Annotated in this window: 30 protein-coding genes and 1 tRNA gene; 10 read left to right on the forward strand and 21 right to left on the reverse strand. The window is 72.6% G+C overall.

The features are described 5' to 3' along the window. The first annotated feature begins 253 nt into the window (after positions 1 to 253). From ispD to AB2U05_RS18380, 6 genes are all read left to right on the forward strand, one after another. Positions 254 to 979: a 2-C-methyl-D-erythritol 4-phosphate cytidylyltransferase gene (gene ispD / locus AB2U05_RS18355; protein WP_369183759.1), complete on the forward strand. Its 726-nt coding sequence runs from the start codon at positions 254 to 256 to the stop codon at positions 977 to 979. After that, positions 969 to 1,460 carry a 2-C-methyl-D-erythritol 2,4-cyclodiphosphate synthase gene (gene ispF / locus AB2U05_RS18360; protein ID WP_045697253.1) on the forward strand — a complete coding sequence of 164 codons (492 nt, stop codon included), beginning with the start codon at positions 969 to 971 and terminating at the stop codon, positions 1,458 to 1,460. The genes ispD and ispF overlap by 11 nt, the downstream gene beginning before the upstream one ends. A gap of 178 nt (positions 1,461 to 1,638) precedes the next feature. Further along, positions 1,639 to 2,034 (forward strand): PPOX class F420-dependent oxidoreductase, encoded by a 396-nt coding sequence (locus tag AB2U05_RS18365; protein ID WP_369183760.1) that lies wholly within the window; start codon positions 1,639 to 1,641, stop codon positions 2,032 to 2,034. 95 nt (positions 2,035 to 2,129) lie between these two features. Beyond that, positions 2,130 to 3,524, forward strand: a complete 1,395-nt coding sequence (gene cysS / locus AB2U05_RS18370) for a cysteine--tRNA ligase (RefSeq protein WP_045697258.1) — start codon at positions 2,130 to 2,132, stop codon at positions 3,522 to 3,524. Positions 3,525 to 3,661: 137 nt separating this feature from the next. Further along, on the forward strand, positions 3,662 to 4,654 hold the full coding sequence (rlmB, locus tag AB2U05_RS18375) for a 23S rRNA (guanosine(2251)-2'-O)-methyltransferase RlmB (RefSeq protein ID WP_045697260.1): 993 nt from the start codon (positions 3,662 to 3,664) through the stop codon (positions 4,652 to 4,654). A gap of 184 nt (positions 4,655 to 4,838) precedes the next feature. Next, complete coding sequence (locus tag AB2U05_RS18380) at positions 4,839 to 6,554, forward strand: DoxX family membrane protein (RefSeq protein ID WP_052707401.1); 1,716 nt, start codon at positions 4,839 to 4,841, stop codon at positions 6,552 to 6,554. A gap of 108 nt (positions 6,555 to 6,662) precedes the next feature. Here AB2U05_RS18380 and AB2U05_RS18385 read toward each other — a convergent pair whose 3' ends face one another. The 3 genes from AB2U05_RS18385 to AB2U05_RS18395 form a co-directional block, all read right to left on the reverse strand. After that, positions 6,663 to 7,472 carry a nucleotidyltransferase family protein gene (locus AB2U05_RS18385; protein ID WP_078859994.1) on the reverse strand — a complete coding sequence of 270 codons (810 nt, stop codon included), beginning with the start codon at positions 7,470 to 7,472 and terminating at the stop codon, positions 6,663 to 6,665. Positions 7,473 to 7,573: 101 nt separating this feature from the next. Further along, entirely contained in the window at positions 7,574 to 8,020 is a 447-nt protein-coding gene (locus AB2U05_RS18390) for a hypothetical protein (protein WP_045697262.1), read from the reverse strand. Between the two features lie 163 nt (positions 8,021 to 8,183). Beyond that, the gene (locus tag AB2U05_RS18395) at positions 8,184 to 9,281 is read right to left on the reverse strand and encodes an ABC transporter ATP-binding protein (RefSeq protein ID WP_045697264.1); all 1,098 of its coding nucleotides are present in this window, start codon (positions 9,279 to 9,281) and stop codon (positions 8,184 to 8,186) included. 293 nt (positions 9,282 to 9,574) lie between these two features. Here AB2U05_RS18395 and AB2U05_RS18400 point away from each other — a divergent pair. Further along, positions 9,575 to 9,648, forward strand: a tRNA-Thr gene (locus AB2U05_RS18400). Positions 9,649 to 9,736: 88 nt separating this feature from the next. Here AB2U05_RS18400 and xerC read toward each other — a convergent pair. The 18 genes from xerC to AB2U05_RS18490 all read right to left on the reverse strand — a co-directional run bounded on the left by xerC (position 9,737) and on the right by AB2U05_RS18490 (position 21,339). Then, the gene (xerC, locus tag AB2U05_RS18405) at positions 9,737 to 10,888 is read right to left on the reverse strand and encodes a tyrosine recombinase XerC (protein ID WP_369183761.1); all 1,152 of its coding nucleotides are present in this window, start codon (positions 10,886 to 10,888) and stop codon (positions 9,737 to 9,739) included. After that, positions 10,888 to 11,076, reverse strand: a complete 189-nt coding sequence (locus AB2U05_RS18410; protein ID WP_369183762.1) for a helix-turn-helix domain-containing protein — start codon at positions 11,074 to 11,076, stop codon at positions 10,888 to 10,890. The genes xerC and AB2U05_RS18410 overlap by 1 nt, the downstream gene beginning before the upstream one ends. Before the next feature lie 296 nt (positions 11,077 to 11,372). After that, a complete protein-coding gene (locus AB2U05_RS18415; RefSeq protein ID WP_369183763.1) occupies positions 11,373 to 12,956 on the reverse strand; it encodes a YfjI family protein in 1,584 nt (527 codons plus the stop codon). 124 nt (positions 12,957 to 13,080) lie between these two features. Beyond that, positions 13,081 to 13,986 (reverse strand): bifunctional DNA primase/polymerase, encoded by a 906-nt coding sequence (locus AB2U05_RS18420; protein ID WP_369183764.1) that lies wholly within the window; start codon positions 13,984 to 13,986, stop codon positions 13,081 to 13,083. Positions 13,987 to 14,228: 242 nt separating this feature from the next. Beyond that, positions 14,229 to 14,588 carry a hypothetical protein gene (locus tag AB2U05_RS18425; RefSeq protein WP_369183765.1) on the reverse strand — a complete coding sequence of 120 codons (360 nt, stop codon included), beginning with the start codon at positions 14,586 to 14,588 and terminating at the stop codon, positions 14,229 to 14,231. 105 nt (positions 14,589 to 14,693) lie between these two features. After that, a complete protein-coding gene (locus AB2U05_RS18430; protein ID WP_369183766.1) occupies positions 14,694 to 14,906 on the reverse strand; it encodes a hypothetical protein in 213 nt (70 codons plus the stop codon). A gap of 15 nt (positions 14,907 to 14,921) precedes the next feature. Further along, positions 14,922 to 15,923, reverse strand: coding sequence for a DNA cytosine methyltransferase (locus AB2U05_RS18435; protein WP_369183767.1), 1,002 nt, complete (start codon positions 15,921 to 15,923; stop codon positions 14,922 to 14,924). Positions 15,924 to 16,050: 127 nt separating this feature from the next. Further along, positions 16,051 to 16,908 carry a hypothetical protein gene (locus tag AB2U05_RS18440; protein ID WP_369183768.1) on the reverse strand — a complete coding sequence of 286 codons (858 nt, stop codon included), beginning with the start codon at positions 16,906 to 16,908 and terminating at the stop codon, positions 16,051 to 16,053. Further along, positions 16,908 to 17,315, reverse strand: a complete 408-nt coding sequence (locus AB2U05_RS18445; RefSeq protein ID WP_369183769.1) for a hypothetical protein — start codon at positions 17,313 to 17,315, stop codon at positions 16,908 to 16,910. The genes AB2U05_RS18440 and AB2U05_RS18445 overlap by 1 nt, the downstream gene beginning before the upstream one ends. A 19-nt stretch (positions 17,316 to 17,334) precedes the next feature. Beyond that, positions 17,335 to 17,973 carry a hypothetical protein gene (locus AB2U05_RS18450; protein ID WP_369183770.1) on the reverse strand — a complete coding sequence of 213 codons (639 nt, stop codon included), beginning with the start codon at positions 17,971 to 17,973 and terminating at the stop codon, positions 17,335 to 17,337. A gap of 136 nt (positions 17,974 to 18,109) precedes the next feature. Further along, on the reverse strand, positions 18,110 to 18,289 hold the full coding sequence (locus AB2U05_RS18455) for a hypothetical protein (protein WP_369183771.1): 180 nt from the start codon (positions 18,287 to 18,289) through the stop codon (positions 18,110 to 18,112). Next, complete coding sequence (locus AB2U05_RS18460) at positions 18,289 to 18,534, reverse strand: hypothetical protein (RefSeq protein ID WP_369183772.1); 246 nt, start codon at positions 18,532 to 18,534, stop codon at positions 18,289 to 18,291. Before AB2U05_RS18460 ends, AB2U05_RS18455 begins: the two co-directional genes overlap by 1 nt. Next, complete coding sequence (locus tag AB2U05_RS18465; RefSeq protein ID WP_369183773.1) at positions 18,531 to 18,653, reverse strand: hypothetical protein; 123 nt, start codon at positions 18,651 to 18,653, stop codon at positions 18,531 to 18,533. The genes AB2U05_RS18460 and AB2U05_RS18465 overlap by 4 nt, the downstream gene beginning before the upstream one ends. Positions 18,654 to 18,703: 50 nt before the next feature. Continuing rightward, a complete protein-coding gene (locus tag AB2U05_RS18470) occupies positions 18,704 to 19,084 on the reverse strand; it encodes an RRQRL motif-containing zinc-binding protein (protein ID WP_369183774.1) in 381 nt (126 codons plus the stop codon). Next, the gene (locus AB2U05_RS18475; RefSeq protein ID WP_369183775.1) at positions 19,081 to 19,422 is read right to left on the reverse strand and encodes a hypothetical protein; all 342 of its coding nucleotides are present in this window, start codon (positions 19,420 to 19,422) and stop codon (positions 19,081 to 19,083) included. Before AB2U05_RS18475 ends, AB2U05_RS18470 begins: the two co-directional genes overlap by 4 nt. Then, on the reverse strand, positions 19,419 to 20,384 hold the full coding sequence (locus tag AB2U05_RS18480) for a DUF2637 domain-containing protein (protein WP_369183776.1): 966 nt from the start codon (positions 20,382 to 20,384) through the stop codon (positions 19,419 to 19,421). Before AB2U05_RS18480 ends, AB2U05_RS18475 begins: the two co-directional genes overlap by 4 nt. Next, positions 20,381 to 21,055: a hypothetical protein gene (locus AB2U05_RS18485; RefSeq protein WP_369183777.1), complete on the reverse strand. Its 675-nt coding sequence runs from the start codon at positions 21,053 to 21,055 to the stop codon at positions 20,381 to 20,383. Before AB2U05_RS18485 ends, AB2U05_RS18480 begins: the two co-directional genes overlap by 4 nt. Next, positions 21,052 to 21,339 carry a hypothetical protein gene (locus tag AB2U05_RS18490; RefSeq protein ID WP_369183778.1) on the reverse strand — a complete coding sequence of 96 codons (288 nt, stop codon included), beginning with the start codon at positions 21,337 to 21,339 and terminating at the stop codon, positions 21,052 to 21,054. Before AB2U05_RS18490 ends, AB2U05_RS18485 begins: the two co-directional genes overlap by 4 nt. A 444-nt stretch (positions 21,340 to 21,783) precedes the next feature. Between AB2U05_RS18490 and AB2U05_RS18495 the strand changes: the two genes are divergently transcribed. From AB2U05_RS18495 to AB2U05_RS18505, 3 genes are all read left to right on the forward strand, one after another. Then, on the forward strand, positions 21,784 to 22,551 hold the full coding sequence (locus tag AB2U05_RS18495) for a GntR family transcriptional regulator (protein WP_369183779.1): 768 nt from the start codon (positions 21,784 to 21,786) through the stop codon (positions 22,549 to 22,551). Further along, positions 22,548 to 23,102 carry a GNAT family N-acetyltransferase gene (locus AB2U05_RS18500; RefSeq protein WP_369183780.1) on the forward strand — a complete coding sequence of 185 codons (555 nt, stop codon included), beginning with the start codon at positions 22,548 to 22,550 and terminating at the stop codon, positions 23,100 to 23,102. The genes AB2U05_RS18495 and AB2U05_RS18500 overlap by 4 nt, the downstream gene beginning before the upstream one ends. A 579-nt stretch (positions 23,103 to 23,681) precedes the next feature. After that, positions 23,682 to 23,810 (forward strand): hypothetical protein, encoded by a 129-nt coding sequence (locus AB2U05_RS18505; RefSeq protein ID WP_369183781.1) that lies wholly within the window; start codon positions 23,682 to 23,684, stop codon positions 23,808 to 23,810. The last annotated feature ends 24 nt before the right edge of the window (positions 23,811 to 23,834 follow it).

Consider the following 23,834-nt stretch of genomic DNA (forward strand, 5'->3'; position numbering starts at 1 on the left):
GGTGCCGGCGCGCCGCTCCTCGGACGAACCGTCCGGGAGTGGTGCAGTGGCACTTCGGGCGCTGAGGCGTGTCCGGACGACGCCTCCCGCCCGGGCCGGTGCTGGCCCGCAGGACCGTTTCTGCGGAGCTGTGCGGCGGGCGGTTGGACCGTGGCTCTTCGGAAGGGGTCCGGCGCCCGCCGGGCACGCCAAGGCCATACCCACTTCGCCGAAGGAGTGAAACCTGAACGCCTCAGCAGCAGTCGCAGCAGCAGTGGTGCCGGCCGCGGGACGCGGTGAGCGGCTGGGGCCCGGCGCCCCGAAGGCCCTCCGGGAGCTCGGCGGCGTGCCGCTCCTGGTGCACGCCCTCCGGGCGCTGGCGCGCAGCCGGGCGGTCGGCCTGGTCGTGGTGGCCGCGCCCGCGGACGGGGTGGCCGAGGTGGTCGCCCTGCTGGACAGCCACGGGCTGGACGGCAAGGACATCCGGGTGGTGGCCGGCGGCGCGACCCGCCAGGAGTCCGTCCGGCTGGGCCTGGCCGCGATCCCCGAGGACGTCGAGATCGTCCTGGTGCACGACGCGGCCCGCCCGCTCGTCCCGGTCGAGGTGGTGGACGCCGTCGCGGCCGCCGTCCGGGCCGGGGCCGTCGCGGTGGTGCCGGCGGTGCCGCTGGCCGACACCGTGAAGCGGGTCGAGCCGAACCCGGGCCGCCCCGAGCCGGTGCTCGACACGCCCGAACGCGCCACCCTGCGCGCGGTGCAGACCCCGCAGGGCTTCGACCGGGCCGCCCTGGTCGAGGTGCACGCCAAGGCGCTGGCCGAGGAGGCCGCCGGCGCCGCCGACGCGCCGCCCGTCACGGACGACGCCGGCCTGGTGGAGCGCTACGGCGGCCAGGTCGTCGTGGTGCCCGGCCACGAGGAGGCGTTCAAGGTCACCCGCCCGCTGGACCTCGTGCTCGCCGAGGCCGTACTCGCCCGCCGGAGGGCCGCCGATGCCTACTGATCCGATCGTTCCCCGCGTGGGCATCGGCACCGACGTGCACGCCTTCGAGGCCGGCCGCCCGCTCCGGGTGGCCGGACTGGACTGGCCGGACGCCGAGTTCGGGCTCGCCGGGCACTCGGACGCCGACGTCGCCGCGCACGCCGCCTGCGACGCGCTGTTCTCGGCCGCCGGGATCGGCGACCTGGGCGCCCACTTCGGCACCGACCGGCCCGAGTGGGCCGGCGCCTCCGGGGTGACGCTGCTCGCCGAGGCGGCCCGGCTGGTCCGCGCGGCCGGCTTCGAGATCGGCAACGTCTCGGTCCAGGTGATCGGCGTCCGGCCGAAGATCGGCAAGCGGCGGGCCGAGGCGCAGGCCGCGCTGTCCGCGGCGGCCGGGGCGCCGGTGTCGGTCTCCGGCACCACCACCGACGGCCTGGGGCTGACCGGTCGGGCCGAGGGGCTGGCCGCGATCGCCACCGCCCTGGTGTACGAACGGCGTTGACGGCCGCCGCAGCGGGAGCCGGCGGGGGAACCGCCGGTGCCGGTGCCCGTCCCGCGGGAACAAACCCGCGGCACACGAGTGTTCACCTGAGGTGACGGACCCCGGGTCGGTAGTGTTCGGCCCGGGCCCGCGCGGAGCTCAGCCCGGGCCGTATCGCCGCCGACGAGAAGAGGTTCCCATGAGCGCCCAACTCTCCGACCGTGCCAAGGCGTTGATCGACGGCAAGAGCTTTGCCGTGGTCTCCACGATCCAGCCGGACGGCAGTCCGCAGTCCTCGGTGGTCTGGGTGAAGCGGGACGGCGAGGACATCCTGTTCTCGACCGTCGAGGGCCGCCGCAAGCACCTCAACATGGTGAAGGACCCGCGGATCACGCTGCTGGTCAACCCGGCGGACAGCCCGTACGAGTACCTGGAGGCGCGCGGCACGGTGACGCTGACCAGGGAGGGCGGCCGCGAGCTGATCGACGAGCTGGCCGCCAAGTACCGCGGCGTGGACACCTACACGTGGGACGGCCCGGACGACGTCCGGGTGGTGGTCCGGCTCACCCCGAGCAAGGTGGTCGGCGGCATCTGAGGGCCCGCGCCGATGCGCCGATTCCCCGGGGGCGCGGCCTGCCGTCCCCGGGGAAAGTGGCGGGGCACCCCCCGCCGCCCACTACGCTTGACGCTGTGAGCATTCGTCTGTACGACACCAGCACCCGCCAGGTACGCGACTTCGTCCCGCTTGTACCGGGTTGTGTCTCGATCTACCTGTGCGGCGCTACCGTTCAGTCGGCGCCTCACATCGGGCACATCCGGTCCGGGCTCAACTTCGACATCATGCAGCGGTGGTTCGCCTACCGCGGCTACCAGGTGACCTTCGTCCGGAACGTCACCGACATCGACGACAAGATCATCGCCAAGGAGCGCGAGCTCGGCACGCCGTGGTGGCAGGTCGGCTACGCGAACGAGCGCGCCTTCAACGACGGTTACGACGCGCTGGGCTGCCTGCCGCCGACCGTCGAGCCGCGCGCCACCGGGCACGTCCCCGAGATGATCGAGATGATGCGTGGGCTGATCGAGAAGGGCCACGCCTACGAGGCGGACGGCAACGTCTACTTCGACGTGAAGTCCTACCCCGACTACCTCGCGCTCTCCAACCAGAAGCTGGACGACCTGCGCCAGCCGAGCGGCGAGGGCGAGACCGGCAAGCGCGACCACCGCGACTTCGCGATGTGGAAGACCGCCAAGCCGGGCGAGCCGAGCTGGGAGACCCCGTGGGGCCGCGGCCGCCCGGGCTGGCACCTGGAGTGCTCGGCGATGGCCCACAAGTACCTGGGCAGCGCCTTCGACATCCACGGCGGCGGGCTGGACCTGATCTTCCCGCACCACGAGAACGAGATCGCCCAGTCCAAGGCCTACGGCGACGGCTTCGCCAACTTCTGGGCGCACAACGCCTGGGTCACCATGGCCGGCGAGAAGATGAGCAAGTCGCTGGGCAACTCGGTGCTGGTCTCCGAGATGGTCCGGCGCTGGCGCCCGATCGTGCTCCGCTACTACCTGGGCTCCCCGCACTACCGCTCGATGATCGAGTACAGCGAGGAGTCGCTGCGCGAGGCCGAGGCCGGCTTCGGCCGGATCGAGGGCTTCATCCAGCGCGCCGTCGAGCGCTGCGGCACGGTCGACGCGGCGCCCGAGGTGCCGCCGGCCTTCGCCGAGGCGATGGACGACGACTTCGGCGTCCCGCAGGCGCTGGCCGTCGTGCACACCGCCGTCCGCCAGGGCAACAGCGCCCTGAACGCGGACGACAAGGAGAGCGTGGTGGCGCGTCTGGCCGAGGTCCGTGCGATGCTCGGTGTACTGGGACTCGACCCGCTCGACCCGCACTGGGCCGGGACGGAGCGCGGCGAGGACCTCCACGGCGTGGTCGACTCGCTCGTCCGCCTGGTCCTGGACCAGCGGCAGGCGGCGCGCGAGCGCAAGGACTTCGCCACCGCGGACGCCATCCGCGACCAGCTCGGCCTGGCCGGGCTGGTGATCGAGGACACCCCGTCCGGCCCGCGCTGGACGATCAACAACCAGTAACCCCATCTGACGATCGGGGTGATGGGTGGGCCGTACCGGACCGGTGCGGCCCTCCCGCATGACGTAGCGCATGCCGTCGGCCGCCGCCAGAGAGAGCGGGGGCGGCCGGGCATGCCGAACAGACAGGAAGTACAGCCATGGCCGGCAACAGTGCACGCAGGAACCGCCGCAACCCCGGATCCAAGAAGGGTGCGTCTGTCGGTACCGGCGGGCACAGCCGGAAGGCGCTCCAGGGCAAGGGCCCGACCCCGCCCGGTGAGGAGCGCAAGGGCCACCCCAAGCAGCGCGCCGCCAACGCCGCGCTCAAGCGCGAGCGCGACGCCAAGTCGCGGGCCGGCATGCGCCGGGCCGGGGCCGGCGGCCGGGGCGGCCGCGGCGGCGCGGGCAGCGCCGAGCTGGTCTTCGGCCGCAACTCGGTGGTCGAGGCGCTGCAGGGCGACGTGCCGGCCAACGCGCTGTACGTCCAGCAGTTCATCGACACCGACGACCGGGTCCGCGACGCCTTCCAGGCCGCCAACGACCGCGGCATCCCGCTGATGGAGGCGCCCCGCGCCCAGCTGGACCAGATGACCGGCGGGATGAACCACCAGGGCCTGGTGCTGCAGGTGCCGCCGTACGAGTACGCGCACCCCGAGGACCTGCTGGCCGAGGCCGCCGACGCGGGCCAGGACCCGCTGATCATCGCCCTGGACGGCGTCACCGACTCGCGCAACCTGGGCGCCGTGGTCCGCTCCGCCGCCGCCTTCGGCGCGCACGGCGTGGTCATCCCCGAGCGCCGCGCGGCCGGGATGACCGCGGGCGCCTGGAAGACCTCCTCCGGCGCCGCGGCCCGGCTGCCCGTCGCCCGGGCCACGAACATGACCCGCACCCTGGAGGCCTACCAGAAGGCCGGCCTCATGGTGGTCGGCCTGGCGGCGGACGGCGAGGCCGAGCTGGGCGACCTGGAGCTGCTGACCGGCCCGGTCGTGATCGTCGCGGGCAGCGAGGGCAAGGGCCTGTCCCGGCTGGTGTCGGAGACCTGCGACATGCGGGTGAAGATCCCGATGTCCGGCCTGACCGAGTCGCTGAACGCCGGTGTCGCGGCGGGCATCGTGCTGTACGAGGCCGCGCGGCTGCGCGCCAAGCGTTGAGGCCGTCGAAGGGCGAGCACAGGTAGGTGCTCGCCCGCAGCCGGTCTGCTGAATTGCCCGTATTTCGGGTGAGAAGTGATCGGGCCCGACCGGGTCCGATCACTTTTTTCATGATCACTTCAAGTGTGCGCCGCACATCCACCCGGGAGAGTGTCCTAAGCGGCCGTCACCCGGTTAGACGGGCGTGGACACCAGAACACCTCGGCGCCCCCTGCTCGGCGGTGGCAGCACCGGGATAGACGCGGGCGCGGGCCCCGGCCTCAACACCGTCAAGGTGGACTCGGACCCCGCGCGCCTCAGCAGCACCCAGGCGAGCTTCCGGCTCCGGCTCGGCGCCCCCGTGGCGCCGATCATCGACGCCCCGGCCGGCCTGCTCTCCACCGGCGCCGCCTTCGGCGACCCGTACGCGAACCAGGGCCTGATCCGCCGTCCGCTGGTCACCCCGCAGGTCGTCGTCCCCGCCTCCGCCGTCCCGGCGCTCGCCGGGGCCGGGGTCGGCGGGTCGGGGGTCGGTGGGGCCGGGGTCGGTGGGGCTGGTGGGGCCGGGGTCGGCGGCGCACCGCGCCGCAAGGGCCGGGTCACCGCCGTCACCTGGACCGGTCAGGCGCCCCCCGGGGACCTCGCGGCCACCCAGCTGCTGGACGCCGTCCGGCTCAGCGGCCCCGGCACCCAGGACGAGGCGGACACCCAGGTGCTCCCCTCCCTGGCGGGTGCCCGGACCGTCCCGCGCCAGCCCCGCGCGGGCGCCGGCACCGCCACCGACGCCGGCGTCGGCCCGATCGGCGAACCGCACGGCTGGACCCCCAGCGGCGAACTGCCCGAGGTCTCCGCCGCCGACGCCGAGGGCAAGCAGCCCTGGTACCCCGGCCGCCGGGTCGACCTCGGCCTGGTGCTGCTGCCGCTGCGCGCCGTCCTCGGCTCGCTCTCCGTCTACGCCGGCTTCAGCAAGCTCTGCGACCCGGTGTACTTCGACGGCGGCGAGCGCGGCTCGATGATGCGCTGGCTCTCCTCGCTGCACCCGTGGAAGGTCGCCGAACCGCTGCTGGCCTTCGCCATGGCGCACCCGGTGGGCGCCGGCCTGGTGGTGTCGTTCACCGAGATCGTGGTCGGCGTGCTCACCATCCTCGGCCTCTGGCAGCGGCTCGCGGCCGGGGCGGCGATGCTGCTCTCCGCCGCGCTGCTGTTCACCGTCAGCTGGCGGGCCGTGCCCGTCTACGACACGCCCGACCTGATCTTCCTGGCGGCCTGGAGCCCGCTGCTCATCGCCGGCGCGCCGTTCGCCTCCCTGGACGGGCGGCTCAACCTGGAGGCCTGGCGGCGGTACGGCGCGGACGCGCCGGGCGCCCTGCGCCGCCGGGTGCTGCGCCGCGGCGCGGTGGTCACCACGGTGGTCGTCGGCCTGACCCTGCTGCTCGGCTCGATGCTCGGCGCGGCCGTCCGCACCGGTGCCCGGCCGCACCAGGCGCCGGCCCGGCCCGCCACCGACTTCGGCACCCCGGTGTGGCCGGCCGGCGGCCCCTCCGGCGCCCCCGGCCAGGGCCCGTCCACCTCGCCCTCGCCCGCCGCCCCGCGCCCGACCACCCCGGCGCCCAGCGCGACGGCGCCGTCCACCGCGCCGTCCGCCAAGCCCACCGGTGCCACGCCGAGCGGCAAGCACTCCGGCAAGCCGGACGGCGGCGCCGGCACCGCCCCGGCCCCGGCCGCGCCCGCCGGCGCCCCGGCCGGTTCCGCGCCCGCCCAGCAGCGCAGCACCCCGCCCCCCGGCGGCTCGGGGACGACGCCCAAGCAGAGCCCGAGCTCCGGGCCGGGGCTGCTCGGCGGGGTCCTCGGCAGCGGCCCGCTGGCCGAGCTGGCGGGCGGCGACCGGTCCTCCCACCCGGGGGCGCCGACCGCGACCTGACCCTCCCGTGACGGCGATCGGCCGGGTGCTCCGTGGGGGAGCACCCGGCCGATCGCTGTTCGCTGTTCGTGGGTCAGTGCCCGCTGTTCGCGGGTCAGTGCTCGCGGCTCACTGCGGGGCCCGGCCGGCGCCGGAGGCGAGCTCCTTGGCCGCCTCGGTGAGGTCCTTGGCGGTGTCGATCGCGCGCCAGTACACGCCCTGCGGCAGCTGGTAGCCCGCCAGCCGCTTGCTGCGGGCGAGTTGCGGGAAGGTGGTGCGCTCGTGGTCGCCGACGTCCGGCAGCAGCTCGGCGAACTCCGGGCTGAACACGTACAGGCCCGCGTTGATCAGGAACGGCGAGGGCGGCGCCTCGATGAAGTCCAGCACGTTGCCGAACTGGTCGGTCTCCACGGCGCCCCACGGGATCCGCGGCCGGGCCAGCGCGAGCGTCGCGACGGCGTCCCGCTCGTGGTGGAAGGCGGCCATGTCGCGCAGGCTGAAGCGGGTCCAGATGTCGCCGTTGGTGGCGTACCAGGGCTCGTCCGGGCGGGGCAGCGCCTTCGCCGCGTACTTCAGCCCGCCGCCGCGCCCGAGCGGCTCGGCCTCGATCACCGTGCGCACCCGCAGCGGGAGGTCCGCCTTGTCGAGCCACTCCTCCAGCACGTCGGCGAGGTGCCCGCAGGAGACCACGGCGTCGGTGACGCCCTCGGAGGCCAGCCAGGCCAGCTGGTGGCCCAGGATCGGCGTGCCCGTCCCCGGGATCTCGACCAGCGGCTTCGGGCGGTCGTCCGTGTAGGGCCGCAGCCGGGAGCCCTGGCCGCCGGCCAGGATCACGGCCTGGGTGACGGGCGTCGTGGTCGGCCGGGTCGGGTGCGGCGGCGCGGCCTGCGGGTGCGGCGGGGGCGCGGGAGCGGCGGTGGGGCCGGAGTCAGCGGTCATGGCTGAACGATAAGCCGCGCCGGGCGGGTGCGCGCCTCAACCGGCGCTGGGCGGCGCGGAGTTGCCGCGCTGCCGTGGTGCCGCGCTGCCGGGCCCGTGCCTCAGCCGACGACGCCGGCCGCGAACGCGCCGTCGCAGACCGGGCGCGCGAAGGAGCGGGCCCGCTGCACGTCGCCCTGGTACTTGCGCACCGCCGCCTTGCCCAACTCCGTGGCCAGCGAGGTGCAGTACGGCGTCAGCGCGGGCTGCTCGCGCATCGAGCGCTCCAGCAGGTCCAGCGCGGCGGACGGGTTCTTCGCACGGAGCTCGTCCAGCAGCGCCACCCGCAGCGACTCCTGCGGAGCGAGCCCGTCCGGGGACTTGGCGGTGGCCCCCGCGGAACGGCCGATCCCGGCGCCGTCGCCGCTGGACGCCGCCACGACCTGCTGATCGAGCCCGGTCGGCGGGGCCCACGGGACCCGGGTCACGGCGAGGGTGCCGGTGGTCACCAGGACGACCGGCAGGGTCAGGGCGACGGTCTGGCCGATTCGGCGCACAAGCTGCTTCACGCTCAGGAGCGTAGCGGTGGGTAGGAGCCGGTTCGCCCTCCGTTACACCAACGAGTGACACGGTGTCCGGTTTCGTCCCTGCACCGTGTTGACACGGGGGTGTACGGACGGAGCCCGCCCGACCGGGGAGGGTCGGGCGGGCTCCGTCGGAACCACCGTCGGGTCAGTCGCAGACGCTCAGGCGCTCGCCGGTGCTGGTGGCGAAGACGTGGGTCTCCTGCGCGATCGGCACGACGTGGACGGTCTCGCCACGGGCCGGGATCTGGCGGCCCGGCACGCGGACGACCAGCTCCTTGTCCTCGCCGCCGAGCTGCGTGGTGCCGTACACGAAGCCGTCCGAGCCGAGCTCCTCGACCACGTTCACGGTCACCGCGACGCCCTCGATGCCGCCGGCCGGCACGATCTGGAAGTGCTCCGGGCGGACACCGACGATCACCGTCTTGTCCGAGCCGGCGCCGGCCAGGTTCTCGCGCGAGATGTTGACCACCGAGCCGCCGAACTTCACGCCGCCGTCCACCAGCGGCACCTCGACCAGGTTCATCGCCGGCGAGCCGATGAAGCCGGCCACGAACACGTTGGCGGGCTTGTCGTACATGTTGCGCGGGGTGTCGACCTGCTGCAGCAGACCGTCCTTGAGCACCGCGACCCGGTCGCCCATGGTGAGCGCCTCGGTCTGGTCGTGGGTGACGTACACCGTGGTGATGCCCAGGCGGCGCTGCAGGCCGGCGATCTGGGTACGGGTCGAGACGCGGAGCTTGGCGTCCAGGTTCGACAGCGGCTCGTCCATCAGGAAGACCTGCGGCTCGCGGACGATCGCGCGGCCCATCGCGACGCGCTGGCGCTGACCGCCGGACAGCGCCTTCGGCTTGCGGTCCAGGTACTCGGTCAGGTTGAGGATCTTCGCAGCCTCCTCGACCTTGGTGCGGATGTCCGCCTTGTTCACGCCGGCGATCTTGAGCGCGAAGCCCATGTTCTCGGCGACGGTCATGTGCGGGTACAGCGCGTAGTTCTGGAACACCATCGCGATGTCCCGGTCCTTCGGCGGCAGGTGGGTGACGTCCCGGTCGCCGATGCGGATCGCGCCGCTGTTGACGTCCTCCAGACCGGCCAGCATCCGCAGGCTGGTCGACTTGCCGCAGCCGGACGGGCCGACCAGGACGAGGAACTCACCGTCCGCGATGTCCAGGTCCAGCGAGTCCACCGAGGGCTTGTCCGCCCCGGGGTAGACGCGGGTCGCCTTGTCGTACGTGACAGAAGCCATGGGTCGTTCTCTCCTTCACCGGCAGGAACGTGCCGGACGATCCGAGTAAAGGGGTGTCGTCTTTCGCCGCCGGCCCGCCAGTGGTCTGAACCACTACACGAACCAACTCCCCGCGACGCTACCCGCGCCCCCGCCGCTTGTCAGCCCCCCGCCCGCCCCGATTCCGCATCGGTTCCATCACACCCGCCCCGCCCCCACCCACCCCGCCAACCACCGGATATCCCCCCACCCCGACACCCCGGCCCGGTAGACTGCCCCCGGTGCCGCCGTGATCCATCGCGGACGGCCACCGTGCCTCCTTAGCTCAGCTGGCCAGAGCACCGCTCTTGTAAAGCGGGGGTCGTCGGTTCGAACCCGACAGGGGGCTCAGCTTCCGGCCCAGGTCGGAGGGTCGCAGAACGCAGAACGCCCCGGGCCATGATCGGCCCGGGGCGTTCTGACATCTCTGGATGACATCAGTCGGTCTTGCGGCGCCGCTTCAGCAGGCGGTCCATGTGCCTCATCGCCTCCCGCTGCTTCTCCTGCACCACGTGCGTGTAGACCTCCATCGTGATCGCGATCTGGCTGTGTCCGAGGATGGCCATCAAGTCCCGGGGTGCCACGCCGGCCGCGGACAGGAGCGTCGCGCAGCCGTGCCGGGTGTCGTGCAGCCGGATCAGCGGCAGGGCCTCGGCCTTGGAGACCCGGGTGAACGAGCGGGTGAGGTTCCGCGGCTCGATCGGCAGGCCGGTGGCCGTGGTGAAGACGGAGCCGGACTCCGGCCAGTCCTTCCCGGCCTCCAGCCGCTGGCGGCGCTGCTCGGCCTGGCGGAGTCGCTGCCAGCGAAGGGGAGCGATGCACATCATCGGCAGCGGGATGACCCGCTGGCGACGCGACTTCGGGCTGTCCTCGTACAACTCTCCGTCCCTGCGCTGGAGTTGGCGTCGCACGGTCAGCGTGCGGTTCTCCAGGTCGATGTCGGACCAGTGCAGCCCGAGGATTTCCCCCCGACGCAGGCCGAGCGCCACCGCGAGGACGAACGCGGCGTACAGCGGGTCCCGCCGGGCCCCCTCCAGGAAGATCAGCGTGTCGTCGAGACTCCAGGGCTTGGTCACTCGGTACTCCACTCGGGGGGCTTGAACGAGCTTGGCGACGTTGCGGGTGATCAGCTCCTCCCGCACGGCGGCGGAGAGGGCGGTGCGGAGCACCAGGTGCGACTCCTTGGCGGTCGCGGCCGACACCTTCTTGGTCACGGCGTTGATGAGCCGGCGGACGTCGGCGGTGCCGAGCTTCTCCAGGCTCTTCGAGCCGAGCGCCGGGACGAGGTGGAGCCGGATGTGCATCTCGTACTTGTCGTACGTTGTCCGCTTGCGCTCGGGCTTGATGAAGTGCTCCAGCCAGTACGGCAGCCACTCGGCGAGCTTGGCCGATCGGGTGGGCGTCGGGATGTTCTCCCGGTCGCGCCGGACCAGCTCCTGGCGCTTCTCGTCGCACTCCGTCCAGGTCTTGCCGTAGACGAACTTGCGGGCCCGGGTGCCGTCCGGCTGCGGGACGTAGACGGCGGCCTGGTACCGCCCGTCCTTGCGCTTGGTTACGGTGCCAGCGCCGTTGGGGTTGCGCTTCGCCATCAGGAGTTCTCCTCCTTCTTGTTGAGCAGGTAGTCGTGCAGGGCGGTGACGGGGATGCGACGAAGACGGCCTTCCGTGAAGCTGTCGAGCTTCTTCGAGCGGATGAGGTCGTAGACCTTGCTGCGGCTCATCCGCAGGGCCGTCATGACTTCGGGGACTTCCAGGACGAGGGGCGGGATGGTGGTCACGCGTGCTCCCTGGGCGGTGGGGCGGAGGCGGGGTGGCGCCGCAGAACCCGCAGAACCTGCAAAACCTCCCGATAGGGGCTCTGAGCTGCGGGTTTGTGGCTGATCTTGGTTTCCGCAAAACCTCCGGAAACTCCGCGAAACCTCGGCGGCAGGTCGGGGCGGTCCGGGGCGGGCGGGGTTTTGCTGGGGTTTCCGGAGGTTTTGCGGGATTGGCACGGGTCAGCGTTTTGGCTGGTCAGGTGGGGTGTTGGGAGGTTTTGCAGGTTCTGCGGGTTCTGCGGCGGGGGTGGGCGGGGTCAGGTGGTGAGCTGTCGGGCGGTGGGGTGGGTCTGGTAGCGGGGGGACGGGGGTCGTCCGCCGCGGCTGGTGCGCTTGGGCGGTTCGATCTGGCGGATCCAGCCGTGGTCTTCGAGCAGGGTGAGGGCGGGGTCGAGGTCGGCGACGGTGGGGAAGTCGGCGCGGGGCAGGGCGTTGAACAGCTCGCGGCGGCTGATGGACTCGCGGGGGTTGGCGACGAGCCAGGTGAGGGCGGTGCGGGCCTTGGCGAGGGCGGCGTCGCTGCCCATGGCGTCGAAGACGGCGAGGGCGTGGGCGGTGTAGTAGGCGCCGATGGTGGCGGCGTTGGTCATGGTCTCGCCGGAGATCGGGGTGGTGATGCCGGCGGCGGCGTGGGTGGCGAGGTGGAGCAGGCCGGCGATGCGGCAGACAGTGCCGTCCAGCTTGGGCGCCCACTTGTCGAGGTCCATGCCGGAGAGGGCGGCGCCGGGGCGCTGGGCTTTCTCGGTGCGGTCCTGGTGGGCGAGCAGGACGTCGTTGGCGTCGGGGCTGAGGGTGAGGACGGCCGGGTCTGTCCACTCGGCCATGGCGGTGACCAGGTCTTTCAGGTTCTCCGTGTAGGTGTCGGCGACCTTGTCGGGGATCAGGTCGGGCTTGATCTTGCGGTAGCCGACCATGGACTTGGGCAGGGCGTACAGGAAGCGGGCGAGCAGGCCGCGGTCGCTAAAGCCCTTGGACTTGGCGATGTCGCGGAACACGGACGGCTGCACGGCCAGGCCCATGGTCAGCGCGGGGGCTTCGAGGAACTGCGGGTCCCGACCCTGGCGGTTGACGCGCAGCAGGTCCGCGGCGTGGCCCTTGAGGAAGACTTCGAGGTTGGGGGTGCCGGAGTAGCGGCCGGCGATGATGTCGAAGATGCCGCCCTCGGCGGAGATGACGGCCATGCGCCCGCCCTGCTCGGCGAGCAGGCTGGCCAGGCCCTCGGGGGTGACGTCGTCGGCGATGAGCTGCGGGCGGGCCGGGATCTGCACGTTCTCCGCCGCCTGGGCGAGGTCGATGGCCTCGGCGGTGAGCTTGGCGCGCTCGTCGCCGCTGGCGCCCGCGGCTTTGGCGGCGGCCTTCTCGGCGGCGGTCTTGGCGAGTTTGGCCGTGGTTTCCGCCTCCGCGCGCACCTTGGCGTTGGTCTCGATCAGGGTCTTCTCGACGGCCAGCATGGGGCGGGTCATCTCGGCGACCACGGCGGACTTGCGGTTGCCCGGGGGCAGGGCGATGACGATGTAGAGGTTCACGGGCTCGCGCCAGCGCCCCCGTACGGCGATGACGGCGCGTCCGCCACAGGCGGTGGACAGGGCGGCCAGGCCCATGCCGCCGGCGAGGTCGGCGGGGGTCTGGGTCTCCTCGGCGACGGCGTCGACCATGGCGCCGAGCCAGCCGGGGAGGGCCTTGGTAGGGAAGGGCGGGAGGTTGTGGGCCTGACCGAGGGGGATCGGGCTGTCCCACACGTCGACCGGCTCGGAGGGCGGCTCGGTCTTCTCCCAGCCTTCGGGGAACAGCGGACTGACGTTGTCGTACGGCTCGTTGGGGCTCACACGGGGACTGCTCACGTGCTCTCCTTCGTGTCTTGGGGGTTCAGGCGGGGCCCGTGCGGCGCGGGCGAAGGGGTGGAGGCCGGGCGATACGGGGGCGGAGAAGCGCTTTTCCGCCCCCGCATCGGTACGGGGCCGCAGGTCAGGCAGCCCGCGCGGTGGTGGCTTTGGCGAAGCCGCTGCGGATGGTGCGCTCGCAGGTGCGCTGGTCCAGGCCGGTGGCCAGGCCCGCGTTCAGCAGCACCTCGAAGGCCAACGACTCCGTGACGGTTCCGTCGCCGACGAGACGGCCGATCGCGGCGGCGCTGGCCCACAGCCGGTTCTTGCGGCCTGGCCGGGTCTGGGCGCGGACCTTTGCGTCCTCGCCGTCCAGAACGGCCCGGACGTAGGCGCTCTGGTGGTGAACGCGCTCGCGCAGAGCCTCCGGCTGCGGGGCCGGGGCGACGGCGGCCTTGGCGGTGAGCAGGGCGAGCAGGCCCGAGGGCAGCTCGGCGATGACGTTCGGGTCGGCGCCGGGCGCGAAGGCGTAAAGGCCGGCCTGGGTGCGGGAGTAGGGGCCGACGAGGTAGCCCGCGCTTCCGCGCACGTCGATCCCGGCGGCCAGCATGCTCTGGGAGTTGAGGATCTGCGCCTGGGCCGGGGCAGTGAACCACAGGTGCAGCCCGCCGGAGGGGGTGAGCACGGTGGCGGTCGGCGGGATGTCGAATCCGTGCTCGGCGGCCAGGGCCTTGAAGTTGCCGGGGCCGTCGATGCCGTGCTTGACGTCCAGGTCGATGCCGACCAGGTGGTGAGGGGCCCGGCCACAGGCGATGCCGTAGGCGGTGGCCCAGGGAGCAGCCTTGAACAGATCGCGGGTCCATTCGGGGTCGTTGGCGGCGTCGTGGACGCCGTGCCCGAGCCGGCCGCACTCCCCCCGGCAGTTCCGGGAGGCGAGGTCGGCGTGGGGGCTGGGGATCGCGGGGCGCTTGCTGCGGGCCAGGGGGAAGACGAACAGGCCACGGCGGGCGGCGAACTGCGCGGCATTGAGGGCCTGGTGCCAGTCGCTCACGTTCACAATCTCCTTGAGAGACGCGGATGTTGGCGGGAAAAAGAGGAGTCGGGGCGTGGCGCCTGCGTGCGAGGCCAGCTCCGGTGCGATCTGGGTGGTGTGCTGCTCGGCGCAGACCTTGTGCACGGGCCTGCGCTCGTCGTCCCTGAGCGGGGTGGAGCGACCGCACCAGCGACACGGACGGTCGCCGGTGCGGTCGTAGTGGTGGGCGTTGCGCCAGTCGAGCAGGGCGCCCACGTGGGTCAGTTCCCGGTGGAGCCGGTGCGGTGGGTGCCGGCGAGCAGGTCGGCGAGGGGGCGGGTGGTGCCGTCTGCGTGGCGCCAGATCTCCCCGCCGGACGCGGAGGCGGTGCGGGAGTGGAAGCGCCATCCCTCCAGGACGAGCGGGGTGAGGCGCTTGGCGTGGTCGAGGCGGCTGCCGAGGTAGGCGAGGGCGGGCTCCAGCTCGCCCCGGGTGGACCAAGGGTAGAGGCGCCAAGCCATCCGGCCGAGACGGCCCTTGTCATCGGCCCGACCGGGGCGCTTGATCAGGAGGTAGCTGGCTCCGTCGTACGTGACCTCGTACGTTTCGGGGCCGGTGCGCTTCAAGGTGACCTCGGACATGTGGTCCTCCGGGGCGATCGGCGGGAGCGGGCTGTCCGTCCCCCGCACCGACCGCACCGCGCCGAGGGACGAGGGGCGGTCGGCACGGCGGTCGGCACAGGCCGGTCAGTCGTCGTCGGGGCCGCATGCGCAGTGTTCGGGGGCGGCACCCTGGCCGATCTGGCAGGCGCAGTAGATGGGCCCGAGCGGGGTCTCGACGGGCTCGCCGCCGGTGCAGTGGTCGCAATCGCCGGGCTGCCAGTCGCCGGGGCTGTCGGTGCCGTACTCATCGGAGTCGTAGTCGTCGTAATCGTCGAAGTCGGGGTCGTCGTCGTACACGGCCTTGGCCTTTCGTCAGGAGTCGTGGATGGCGGCGGTGATGAGGTGGTGGGCGAGGCGGGGTGGGACGGCGTTGCCGATCTGCTGGCCGATGTCGCGCCCTCGCCACGGGTGGTCGGCGGGGAAGGACTGCAGGGCGCCGGCTTCGGCCCAGGTGAAGCGGGATTCGGTGCCGTCGTCGGCGAGCACCCGGACGCGGCTGACCTTGCCGGTGACGGTGGCGGACGGTTCGTCGCTGCTGCGGCGCCCGCGGGCCTTGGGGTCGCCGCCGGTGCCGTAGTTGGAGACGACCGTGAACCGGCCGCGCTCGGGCAGGACGTCGCCCATGGCGGTCCAGGGCAGCAGGCCGGGGTCACCGGTGGTGCGGAGCGCGCCCTTGGCGTAGAGCCGGTGGGTGGGCGCGGGCAGGGCGGCCGTTCCGGTGCGGCGGGCGATGAGGACGGCGCGTTTGCGGGTCTGCGGGACGCCATACTGCTCGGCCCGCACGGTCCCGGTGGCGGCGCTGTAGCCCTCGGCCCGCAGGATCGCCGCATAGGTCTGCCAGACGGGCAGGACGGCCGGAACCTGCTCCAGCACGATCGCCTCGAAAGGCCGACCGGCGTCCAGGGCGTCGAGCGCCCAGCGCAGGGGTTCCAGTAGGAGCCTGATCAGGTCGTCCACCGGGGTGTGGCCGTGGCGGGCGACGGCCTGCCGGGCGGCGAGGCGCTGGGCGAGCGTGACGATGTCGCCGAGGGCCCGGCGTCCGGCGCCGTTGCCGGCGGCGCTGAACGGCTGGCAGGGCGGCCCGCCGAGCAGCAGGTCGGCGTCGGGGAAGTCGCCGGGCCCGTGGTGGCGCACGTCGCCCTGGATCGTGTCGAGCCCGGCGGCGCGGCGGGTGGCGCACGCGTCCGGGTTCTTCTCGATCCCGGTGACGTGGATGCCCAACTCGCGGGCGTGGAGGTCGAGTCCGCCGACACCGGCGAACAGGTCGACGGCCCGGTATCGGGTGGGTGGCGTGGTCTGCAAGGGAGAGGGCATGCTGATCCCGTCTCGTCGTTGGGACGCACGGCCCTGCACCGGTCGGCTCTCTGCCAAGATCAGGCGGCCGGTGTGGGGCTTCGTGCTGTTCGGGAGCTGACCGCCGGATGGGTTCAGCGGGTGGGGTTCATGCGGCGTCGGCGGTGTGGACGATGATCGTGCGGGCGGGGTTGTCAGGGTCAGCGCGCATGAGGAACCCCTCTCGGCCGACCCACTCTTCGGCGTTGTTGTGGTTGTTGTTGTTGCTCTGACCTGCGACAACAACGCCACCAGGGGCGCCCTCGGAGGGGGAGGGGAGCGGGGGCACGTCGTCGTGGTGGATGCCGGGCACGCTGACGCCGTCCACGCGCACCCCTCCCCGGACGTCCACGCGGGCCTCCTGAAGGAGCGCACGGACGGCCTTGTTGGACCGCTTCCAGAGGGGGTGTGCGGCGGCCAGGTGGGCGGTCACGGCGGTGAGGGCGACGTGGGTGCCGGCGGCCCCCAGAACAGCCACCGCGAGACGGGCGTCGGCAGGGGTCGGGAGGGTCGGCGCGGGCGGCTGGTTGGGGTCCTCCTCGGGCCCTTCCTCGGGCTCCTCGTCGGGCCCCTCGTCGAGCTGGTCGTCGTCGGCCTGGTCGTCGTCCTCGGTAGTGGGCTGACCGGCGATCAGCGCGGCGATCACCCACAGGGCGAGGCTCCCGCCGACGAGGGGCGGCACCCACTTGCCCATGATCGGCCAGAGGAGGATGAGCGCGCCGATCGTCCCGCCGACCCGCTTCGCCCACGTGACGAACGGGTGCTCGGCGTCCTCGGCCGGGGCCGCGGGCTGCTGCGGCGTGGGGTGGCTGGGGCAGTGCTCGGCGTGGTCGGGGTTCTTCTCGTGGTCCGGGTGCTTGCACGGGTCGGGTTCGGGCTTGGTGGTGCGGGCCTTGATGGCCTTGATGATCCGGCGGTTCCCGGCGGCGAACACGGGGAGGCTGACGCCTTCGAGCAGCTCGCGCATCAGGCACCGGCCCCGTGGAGCAGGGAGGCGAGGACGGTCACCGGGATGGCCAGCAGGCCGCCGGCGGCCGAGAGCGCGCCGGGCAGCGCGACGCCGACGATCAGGTCCTTGGCCATGGCGGGCTTGCTGCCGAAGCCGATCAGCAGCAGCAGTAGGGCGACCGCGCCGGCGCCGATCGGGCCGACGACGCCGGACTGCTGGCTGATCGTCTGGTTGATGGTCGTGGCCACGGTACTCAGCTGGGCCAGGGCCTGGCCGGCCCCGGCGGCGAGCAGGCCGAGGGCGGCGCCCCAGTAGATGACGTGGTGGTCCTTGACGGGCTTGAGCTTGCCGCCGCCCTTCTTGTGGAGGAACAGGGCGACGACGATCAGCAGGATGGCGCCGCCGGACCCGATGGCTCCGAACATGTCAGCAACTCCCTTGGTGTCAGTGGTGGTTGATCAGGCGGCCGGTGGCGGCCAGCAGCGGAGCGAGGTGGCAGGCGGCGGCCAGGGCGGAGGCGACCGGCACGCGGACCAGGACCAGGAGAGGCAGGCGGACGGCGCCGCGGACCTCGGAGACCCGGGTCAGGTGGCCGTGGGCGTCGCGCCGGATCCGCAGGTCGAGGGCCCATCCGGCGGCCAGCACGGCGTACGCGCCGATGCCCTGGGCGTCGGTCCACTGGACCAGGCCGACCGAGTACCCGGTGCCGGCCGACAGGGCGGTGAGGGTGATCCAGCGGCGGAACCGGCGGGCCCGCTCGCCGGAGTCCACTCGGTGCAGCATCGAGGCGCGGCGCTGGCGGGCGCGGTCCTCGGCCCGGTGCCGGGCGGCGCGCTGGCGGGGCGTCTCCCCCGCGGCCGCGTGGCGCTGGTCGTCCTCCTCGCGCAGGCGGCGGCGCCGGTCCTCGGGGGTCTCGGTGATGGTCCGGCTGAGGTGGTCGAGCGCCTTGACGGTGGCGCGGGCGGTGTCCTCGGCCGACGCGATCCGTCCGGGCGTCCACACGGTCGCGGAGGCCTGGTCCCACCAGGTGGTGTTTAGGCCGGCGGTGGGCGCGTAGTTCGGGGGCGGGGGCGGCGTGGTCACCGGTTCTCCTCCCGGCGGAGGAGCCACACGGCGACGCCGGCACCGACCGCGAGGATCGGGTAGATCAGGCTCAGGAGCCAGTCCATGGAGTTCTCCAGGTAGGGGGCCCGGCCGGAAAGACCGGGCCCGGGAGAGGTCAGGAGGAGCGCCACCAGGCGCGCGGCGCACGGACGGTGGGGCGGGCCAGCTCGTACTCGCGGCGGCGTCCGGCGTCCTCCCAGGCCTGGCCCGCGCGGTCGGCCCGGCGGACGTCGGCGGCCCTGCGCTGCTGGCGGGACTGGGGTTGGTCGGGCTGCTTCTTGCCGAGGCCGAACATCAGGCGCCCTCCCCGATCCGGCCGATGAGGACGAACGGCTCGCCGTTCAGTTCACAGATCGCGCGGAACTGGGCGGGGCGCCGGCCGTCGCTGGAGGCGTCGCAGACCTCCAGGCGGTGACACCACGACTGCCGGGCCAGGCCGCCGACCGCGTCGATCGTCAGCGGGTCGGCCAGACGGTAGGCGAGACCGCCGCCGTCGAGGCGGGCGATGCCCAGCCCGGGCACCTGCTTGTGCGTGTTCACCGGGCACCGCCCTTCGCGCCGACGAGACGGGCGAGCAGGCGAGCGGCGCCGCCGGCGGCGTGGGCGCGGTCCCCGCTGGTGATCGGGGGGATGAGGGGCGGAGTTCTGGTCAGGGTCATGTCAGGGGTTTCCTTGCTCGCGTGGCGGGAGAGCAGGCCAAGGGGTGGGTTCAGGCCGCGAGGTCGGTGCTGTCGGCGCAGGTCAGGCAGGTGCCGAGGTGCGCGGGGAGCACGTAGCCGGCGTCCCTGCCGCACAGCGGGCAGGTGCGGCGGGCCTGGTTGGCCTTGGTGAGGGCGGCGGTCTTCGCGGGGGTCATCGGCCGCACGGGCTTGGCCCGGTCGAGCCGGTAGAGGTAGGCGACCCGCACGCCGGTCTTGCTGCGGCGCGAGCGCCACATGATCTGGGCGACCACGTCCTGCCCACCGGGGCGAAGGCCCCGTTCGCGCAGCTGGTGGCGGGTGAAGAGGCCACCCGGCGCCATGCGCCACGGGTAGGTGGGCGTGCCGCCGTGGCGGGAGCCGTCCGGGTCCCAGTGACGGGGGCGGCTCACCGCTCGGCGTCCGAGCGGAGGTCGTAGTAGCCGTACAGCACGACCGGGGCGCCGCTGTGGGTGCCGGTGACGGTCAGCCACGCGGTCGTGCCGTGCTGCAGGTGCTCGACGCCGGCGGGGTCGAGGCCGAGGGCGGCCCGCCACTGCTCGAACTGGTCGAGACGGCTGTGGAGGGCGATGTTCAGCCCCCACGTCCAGTCGTGGGTGCCCGGCACCTTCATCGACGCCAGACGAACGTCGGGCGCGGGCAGGTTCGGGTGGGCGGTGAGGATGGCGAGCAGGGCGCCGGCCGCGTCGACCTGGGCGGTGGCGCTGTCGATGGTGGCGATGGTGGTCACGATGCCTGCTCCTCAAGGGAGTTGGGGATGTCGGTGGCGGTGTCGGCCGGACTGTCAGCGGCCGGGGCCGGGTCGGGCACGGCGTGCAAGGCGGGCCGCTCCGACTCGGCGACACCGGCCCGAGCAGCGCGCTCGGCGGTGAGGGTGTCGCGCAGGACCCGAGCACGCTCAGCGGAGGTGCGGACGGCGGCGCGGATCCGGTCGGCGGTCAGCTCGGCGTCCGGCCAGCTGGCCGTGACCGACCGCGCCTGCGCCAGCAACTCGGCGTCGGTGCGCTTGGGTCGGGTCGTCCGGGCCGACTGCGGGACGGCCCCGGTCGCCCGACGCGGCCGGGCCGCCACCGGGGCAGTCGGCTTCCGCGTCGGCTCGGCGGGCGCCTGCTCGGCCGGGGGCCCGGTCGGCTCGACCGGCGGGGCGGTCGGGTCCGGGGCGGGTCCCTGGTCGGCCGACCCGTACAGCGGCCAGTCCGGCTCCGCCGTCTCGGATTCGGGCAGGTCAGACCCCGACCGATTCATCATGGTCTGGTCTGTTTTGTCGGCCTTGGGCTTGGCGTGCAGCACCTTCGCCACCAGGTCCGACCCGAAGTAGATCGACCCGACCGGCAGCGACGACGCGAGCAGGACCAGGGCCCAGTGCGCAGGTGCCCACTCGGCCAGTCGGGTCCGACCGCCGCCATGCAGAGTCGGTACCAAGCCGTGCACGTAGTTGAGCACCAGCGACGCGGCCGTGTACCCAGCCAGAACCCGCAGGGCGAACTTGCGGTCCTTGTCGGTCAGCGCCAGCGCGACCACCAACGCCAGCGCCATCAGCCCGTCGACCACCAGCGGGTAGACGGTCGCGGCGGTCGGGTCGGCCCCGATCGCCGACGCGACGTCGCGCAGCGCGTTCCACGAGACGCGGAACGCCATCGCGGCCACGGCAAGCAGGCCCCCGATGAGCCACCCCTTCCCGGCGCGGCTCACCGTCCCCACCACCGCTTCGGCTTCTGACCATCGGTGGTGAACCCGGCCGCCTCGGCGGCCTGTGCTTCGGTCAACGCCCCGTGCCGGGTGAGCGCGTCAGCGATCCGGCCGACCTGTCCCCAGAGCGCGTTGAGCAGGGCGTCCGTGTGGTTGTGCAACGCGGCCAGGTCCCGGCAGGGGTCGTCTCCGGTGTTGAAGGTGACGTCCTCGTCGAAGGCGTCCTGCACGGCCTCGTAGATGTCGCGGCGGTCGCCAATGGCGGCGAGCTCCGTGACCCAGCCGCGCTTGGCGTTCCAGCGGCCGTTCTCGCGCAGCCACCGGTCCTGGGCCCGTTCGCCGGCGGCCAGCATGGTCAGGCCGTCGAGGAGCGGGGTCGACCAGGTGGTCCCGAGGACGACCGCGCCGCCGCTTCCAGCGTGGTCGGGCGCCACGCCGAGGTCGTCGCGGATGTAGACGCGCTCGAACGGGGCACCGAAGTGCAGCAGGACCACGGCGTGGCCGGCCTCGTGCGTCGCCAGGGCCCGCCGCAGCTCGTCCACCGGCAAGTCCAGGGCTCCGGTGACGGACACCCCCGGCGGCAGCTCCGGCATGGGGTTGCGAGTCGTCATCCCGGAGCGGACATCGAAGTGCCAGTCCGTGCGCCGTTCCGTGCGGAAGTTCAGCCCGCTCACGCCGCCACCCCCGAACGCGGCCGGCGGCCGGCAGCGCGCTGGCGGCGCAGCGGGACGGGGGCGGTCCGCAGCAGCTCGGCCGCGACCTTCGCCGACTCCGGGTCCGCCTCCCACAGCTCCGCCAGCACCTCACGGGCCACGTCGGTACGGGCGGCGTACTCGGTCGCGCTCTCACCGGCCACGCCACCGAACAACGCGTCGAACGGCGCGCTGTCGATGCCGAGCGCCAGCTCAGCGAACTCCAGGGCCGAACCGGCCCATTGACCTGCAACAATCGACTTCACGGGTTCACCTCTTCATCGTGGGTGAGTGAGCCCGAGGGCCGCCGCGCGTTCCTTGGCCGGGAGCGCGGCGGCCCGTTGCATTCGGGCTCGGCCACTCGTCACATCACGAGCAGCCATGACCCCCGACCCGCCACAGGTGGCGCGGATCGGGGACCAAAGACACTCGTTCTTGATCAGCACTCTGTTGAGTTCTCAAGGACCTGCGATCCACGCGGCTCGTAGGGCGTGCGGCTGGCCGCCTTCCCCCGACATCTGCGGGTCGCATCCGTGCAGGTCACGCCGTTTTGGGCGTGACCCATCACGTGCATCTTGTCCCTGTTGGGCCTCTGGCTCAACTGGTAGGTACAAGCTGCTGAACATGATGCTGCACTCACGGAGCGCGATCGTCAAGCCCATTGGTTCAACATGTAGGAACCAGTTGACTGGATGCGTCATGATTGAGGCATGAGCACCCAGCCGCTGTACCGTCGCGTGGCCGACATCCTCCGGAGCGAGATCAGCTCTGGAGCCTTCGCACCTGGTGCCCGCCTGCCGTCCGAGCGCGAGCTCTGTGACCGCTTCGACGCCTCCCGGAACACTGTCCGCAATGGCCTGAAGGTGCTCGTGTCCGAGGGCCTTGTCGCTCCCAGTCAAGGGCTGGGCTACGAGGTCAGGTCGCACGAGGTTTTCAGCCTGAACGCCTCGCGCTTCGAGAACCTGACCTTCCCCCAGAACGGAGACGCCTACAACACCGACGTCACGCAGGCCGGGCGCCGGCCGCACCAGGAATTTCGCGTCGAGATGCAGCCCGCATCCGCCGAGGTCGCTGAGCGGCTTCAGATCGCGGAGGGTGCGACGACGGTCCTGCGGTTCTGTCACCGCTATGTCGACGGAGTGCCGTGGTCGACCCAGGCCACGAACTACCCGATGTGGCTGGTCGAGAGGGCTCCGCGCTTGGCGGAGCCTGGCGACATCGACGAGGGGACGACTCGGTACCTGGCCGGAATCGAGGTCGAACAGGTGGGCTACTTCGATGCCATCTCGACCCGGATGCCCACGCCCGAGGAGAGCAGGTTGCTCCAGACCGGTGACGGCGTTCCGGTGCTCGTCTGGCGCCGCACCGGCTACTCGGTAGACAAGCCGATCCGCTTCACGGTCACGACGCTCCGTGGAGACCTGAACGAGATGAACTACGAGATCGGCGACCTGACTGCTCTGGGCGGCGAAAAGTGATCATCGAAACCGCCAAGCCTGCCGACCTTGAGTACCTGCTCGCCGCTCGCCGCGAGGCAGCTGCCTGGCTCCAGTCCCTCGGCAGCGACCAGTGGAGTCGCGACTACCCCGCCGACAAGTTGTTGGCCACGATCGACGCGGGCACAGTCTTCATGCTGCGAGACGGCGCGGAGACGGCCGGAACGATAACCGTCACGCCGGAGGCCGAGCCGGGGCTCTGGAACGACGACGAACTCGCCGAACCGTCCCGATTCGTCAACAAGCTGACCGTGTCGCGCGCCTACGCCGGCCGCGATGTCGGCGGACGCCTGTTGAACTGGGCAAGCGAGCGTGCCGCCACCGAGGGGGCCGTGTGGCTCCGGTTGGATGCCTGGACCACGAATGAACGTCTGCAGCAGTACTACCTGGACCACGGATTCACCCACGTACGCACGGTGCGAGAGGGCGGCGCCGTGAACGGCGGCCCGCGGGTGTCGGGCTGGCTGGCCCAGCGCGCCGCGGGCCCGGCGGAGCACGGATTCACCGACCAGACCCTGCGCGTCGCGGCCTGATCGGTGCGGGGGCCCGACAGCTTCGTGCTGCCGGGCCCCGGCCGTGCGGACGCCCAGCAGGGGGCTGCCCCCGGGAGACGCTGACATCACTCCCCGACATCAACACGCCCGGATGCCGACACACCCGCACGCCCCTGTGAACACGCTGATTCGGCGGCACGGATGTGTTCGGGCCGGTCCCCGAAGGCCGCGTTCGATCTTGTAAAGCGGGGGTCGTCGGTTCGAACCCGACAGGGGGCTCGCAGCGCCAAGGGCCAGCTCGCCGGGGTGATCCCGGTCGAACTGGCCCTTCGTCGTTGCTGGGGTCCTACTCGGGCCGTGCCACGGGCGTGCCAGAAGCGGCCGGCGGATCGTCGTCCTCGCTCCGTCGTTTTCGAGGTCACCACCGGGTGGACTTGACCTACTGTGACAGAGCTCCGGACGTGAAGACGGTTCCAGGCGGGGACGTCCTGAGGCGGTCGTCCGACTCCGCCGCCTACCTCTGGCATCAGGTGATGGAAGGGGTGCGGGCGGGTGAGCGTCGCCGGGGTTGCGTGCGTACCCATCGGTGGGGGTGCGTTCGAGAGAAAGGTGGCAGCGATGAGCATGCTGGCCAACCTGGTGCCGGCGATGCGGCATCCGCGGAAGCGGACCAAGACCGGCAAGGAGACCAGGACCTCGAAGACGGCCGACCGGCGTCGTCGCCGCGGCACGCATTCGCGGCACTGACGACGGACGGACCGGTCATGGTCC

The organism is Streptomyces sp. Y1 (assembly GCF_041053115.1).
GTDB classification, from domain to species: domain Bacteria; phylum Actinomycetota; class Actinomycetes; order Streptomycetales; family Streptomycetaceae; genus Kitasatospora; species Kitasatospora rubellomurina.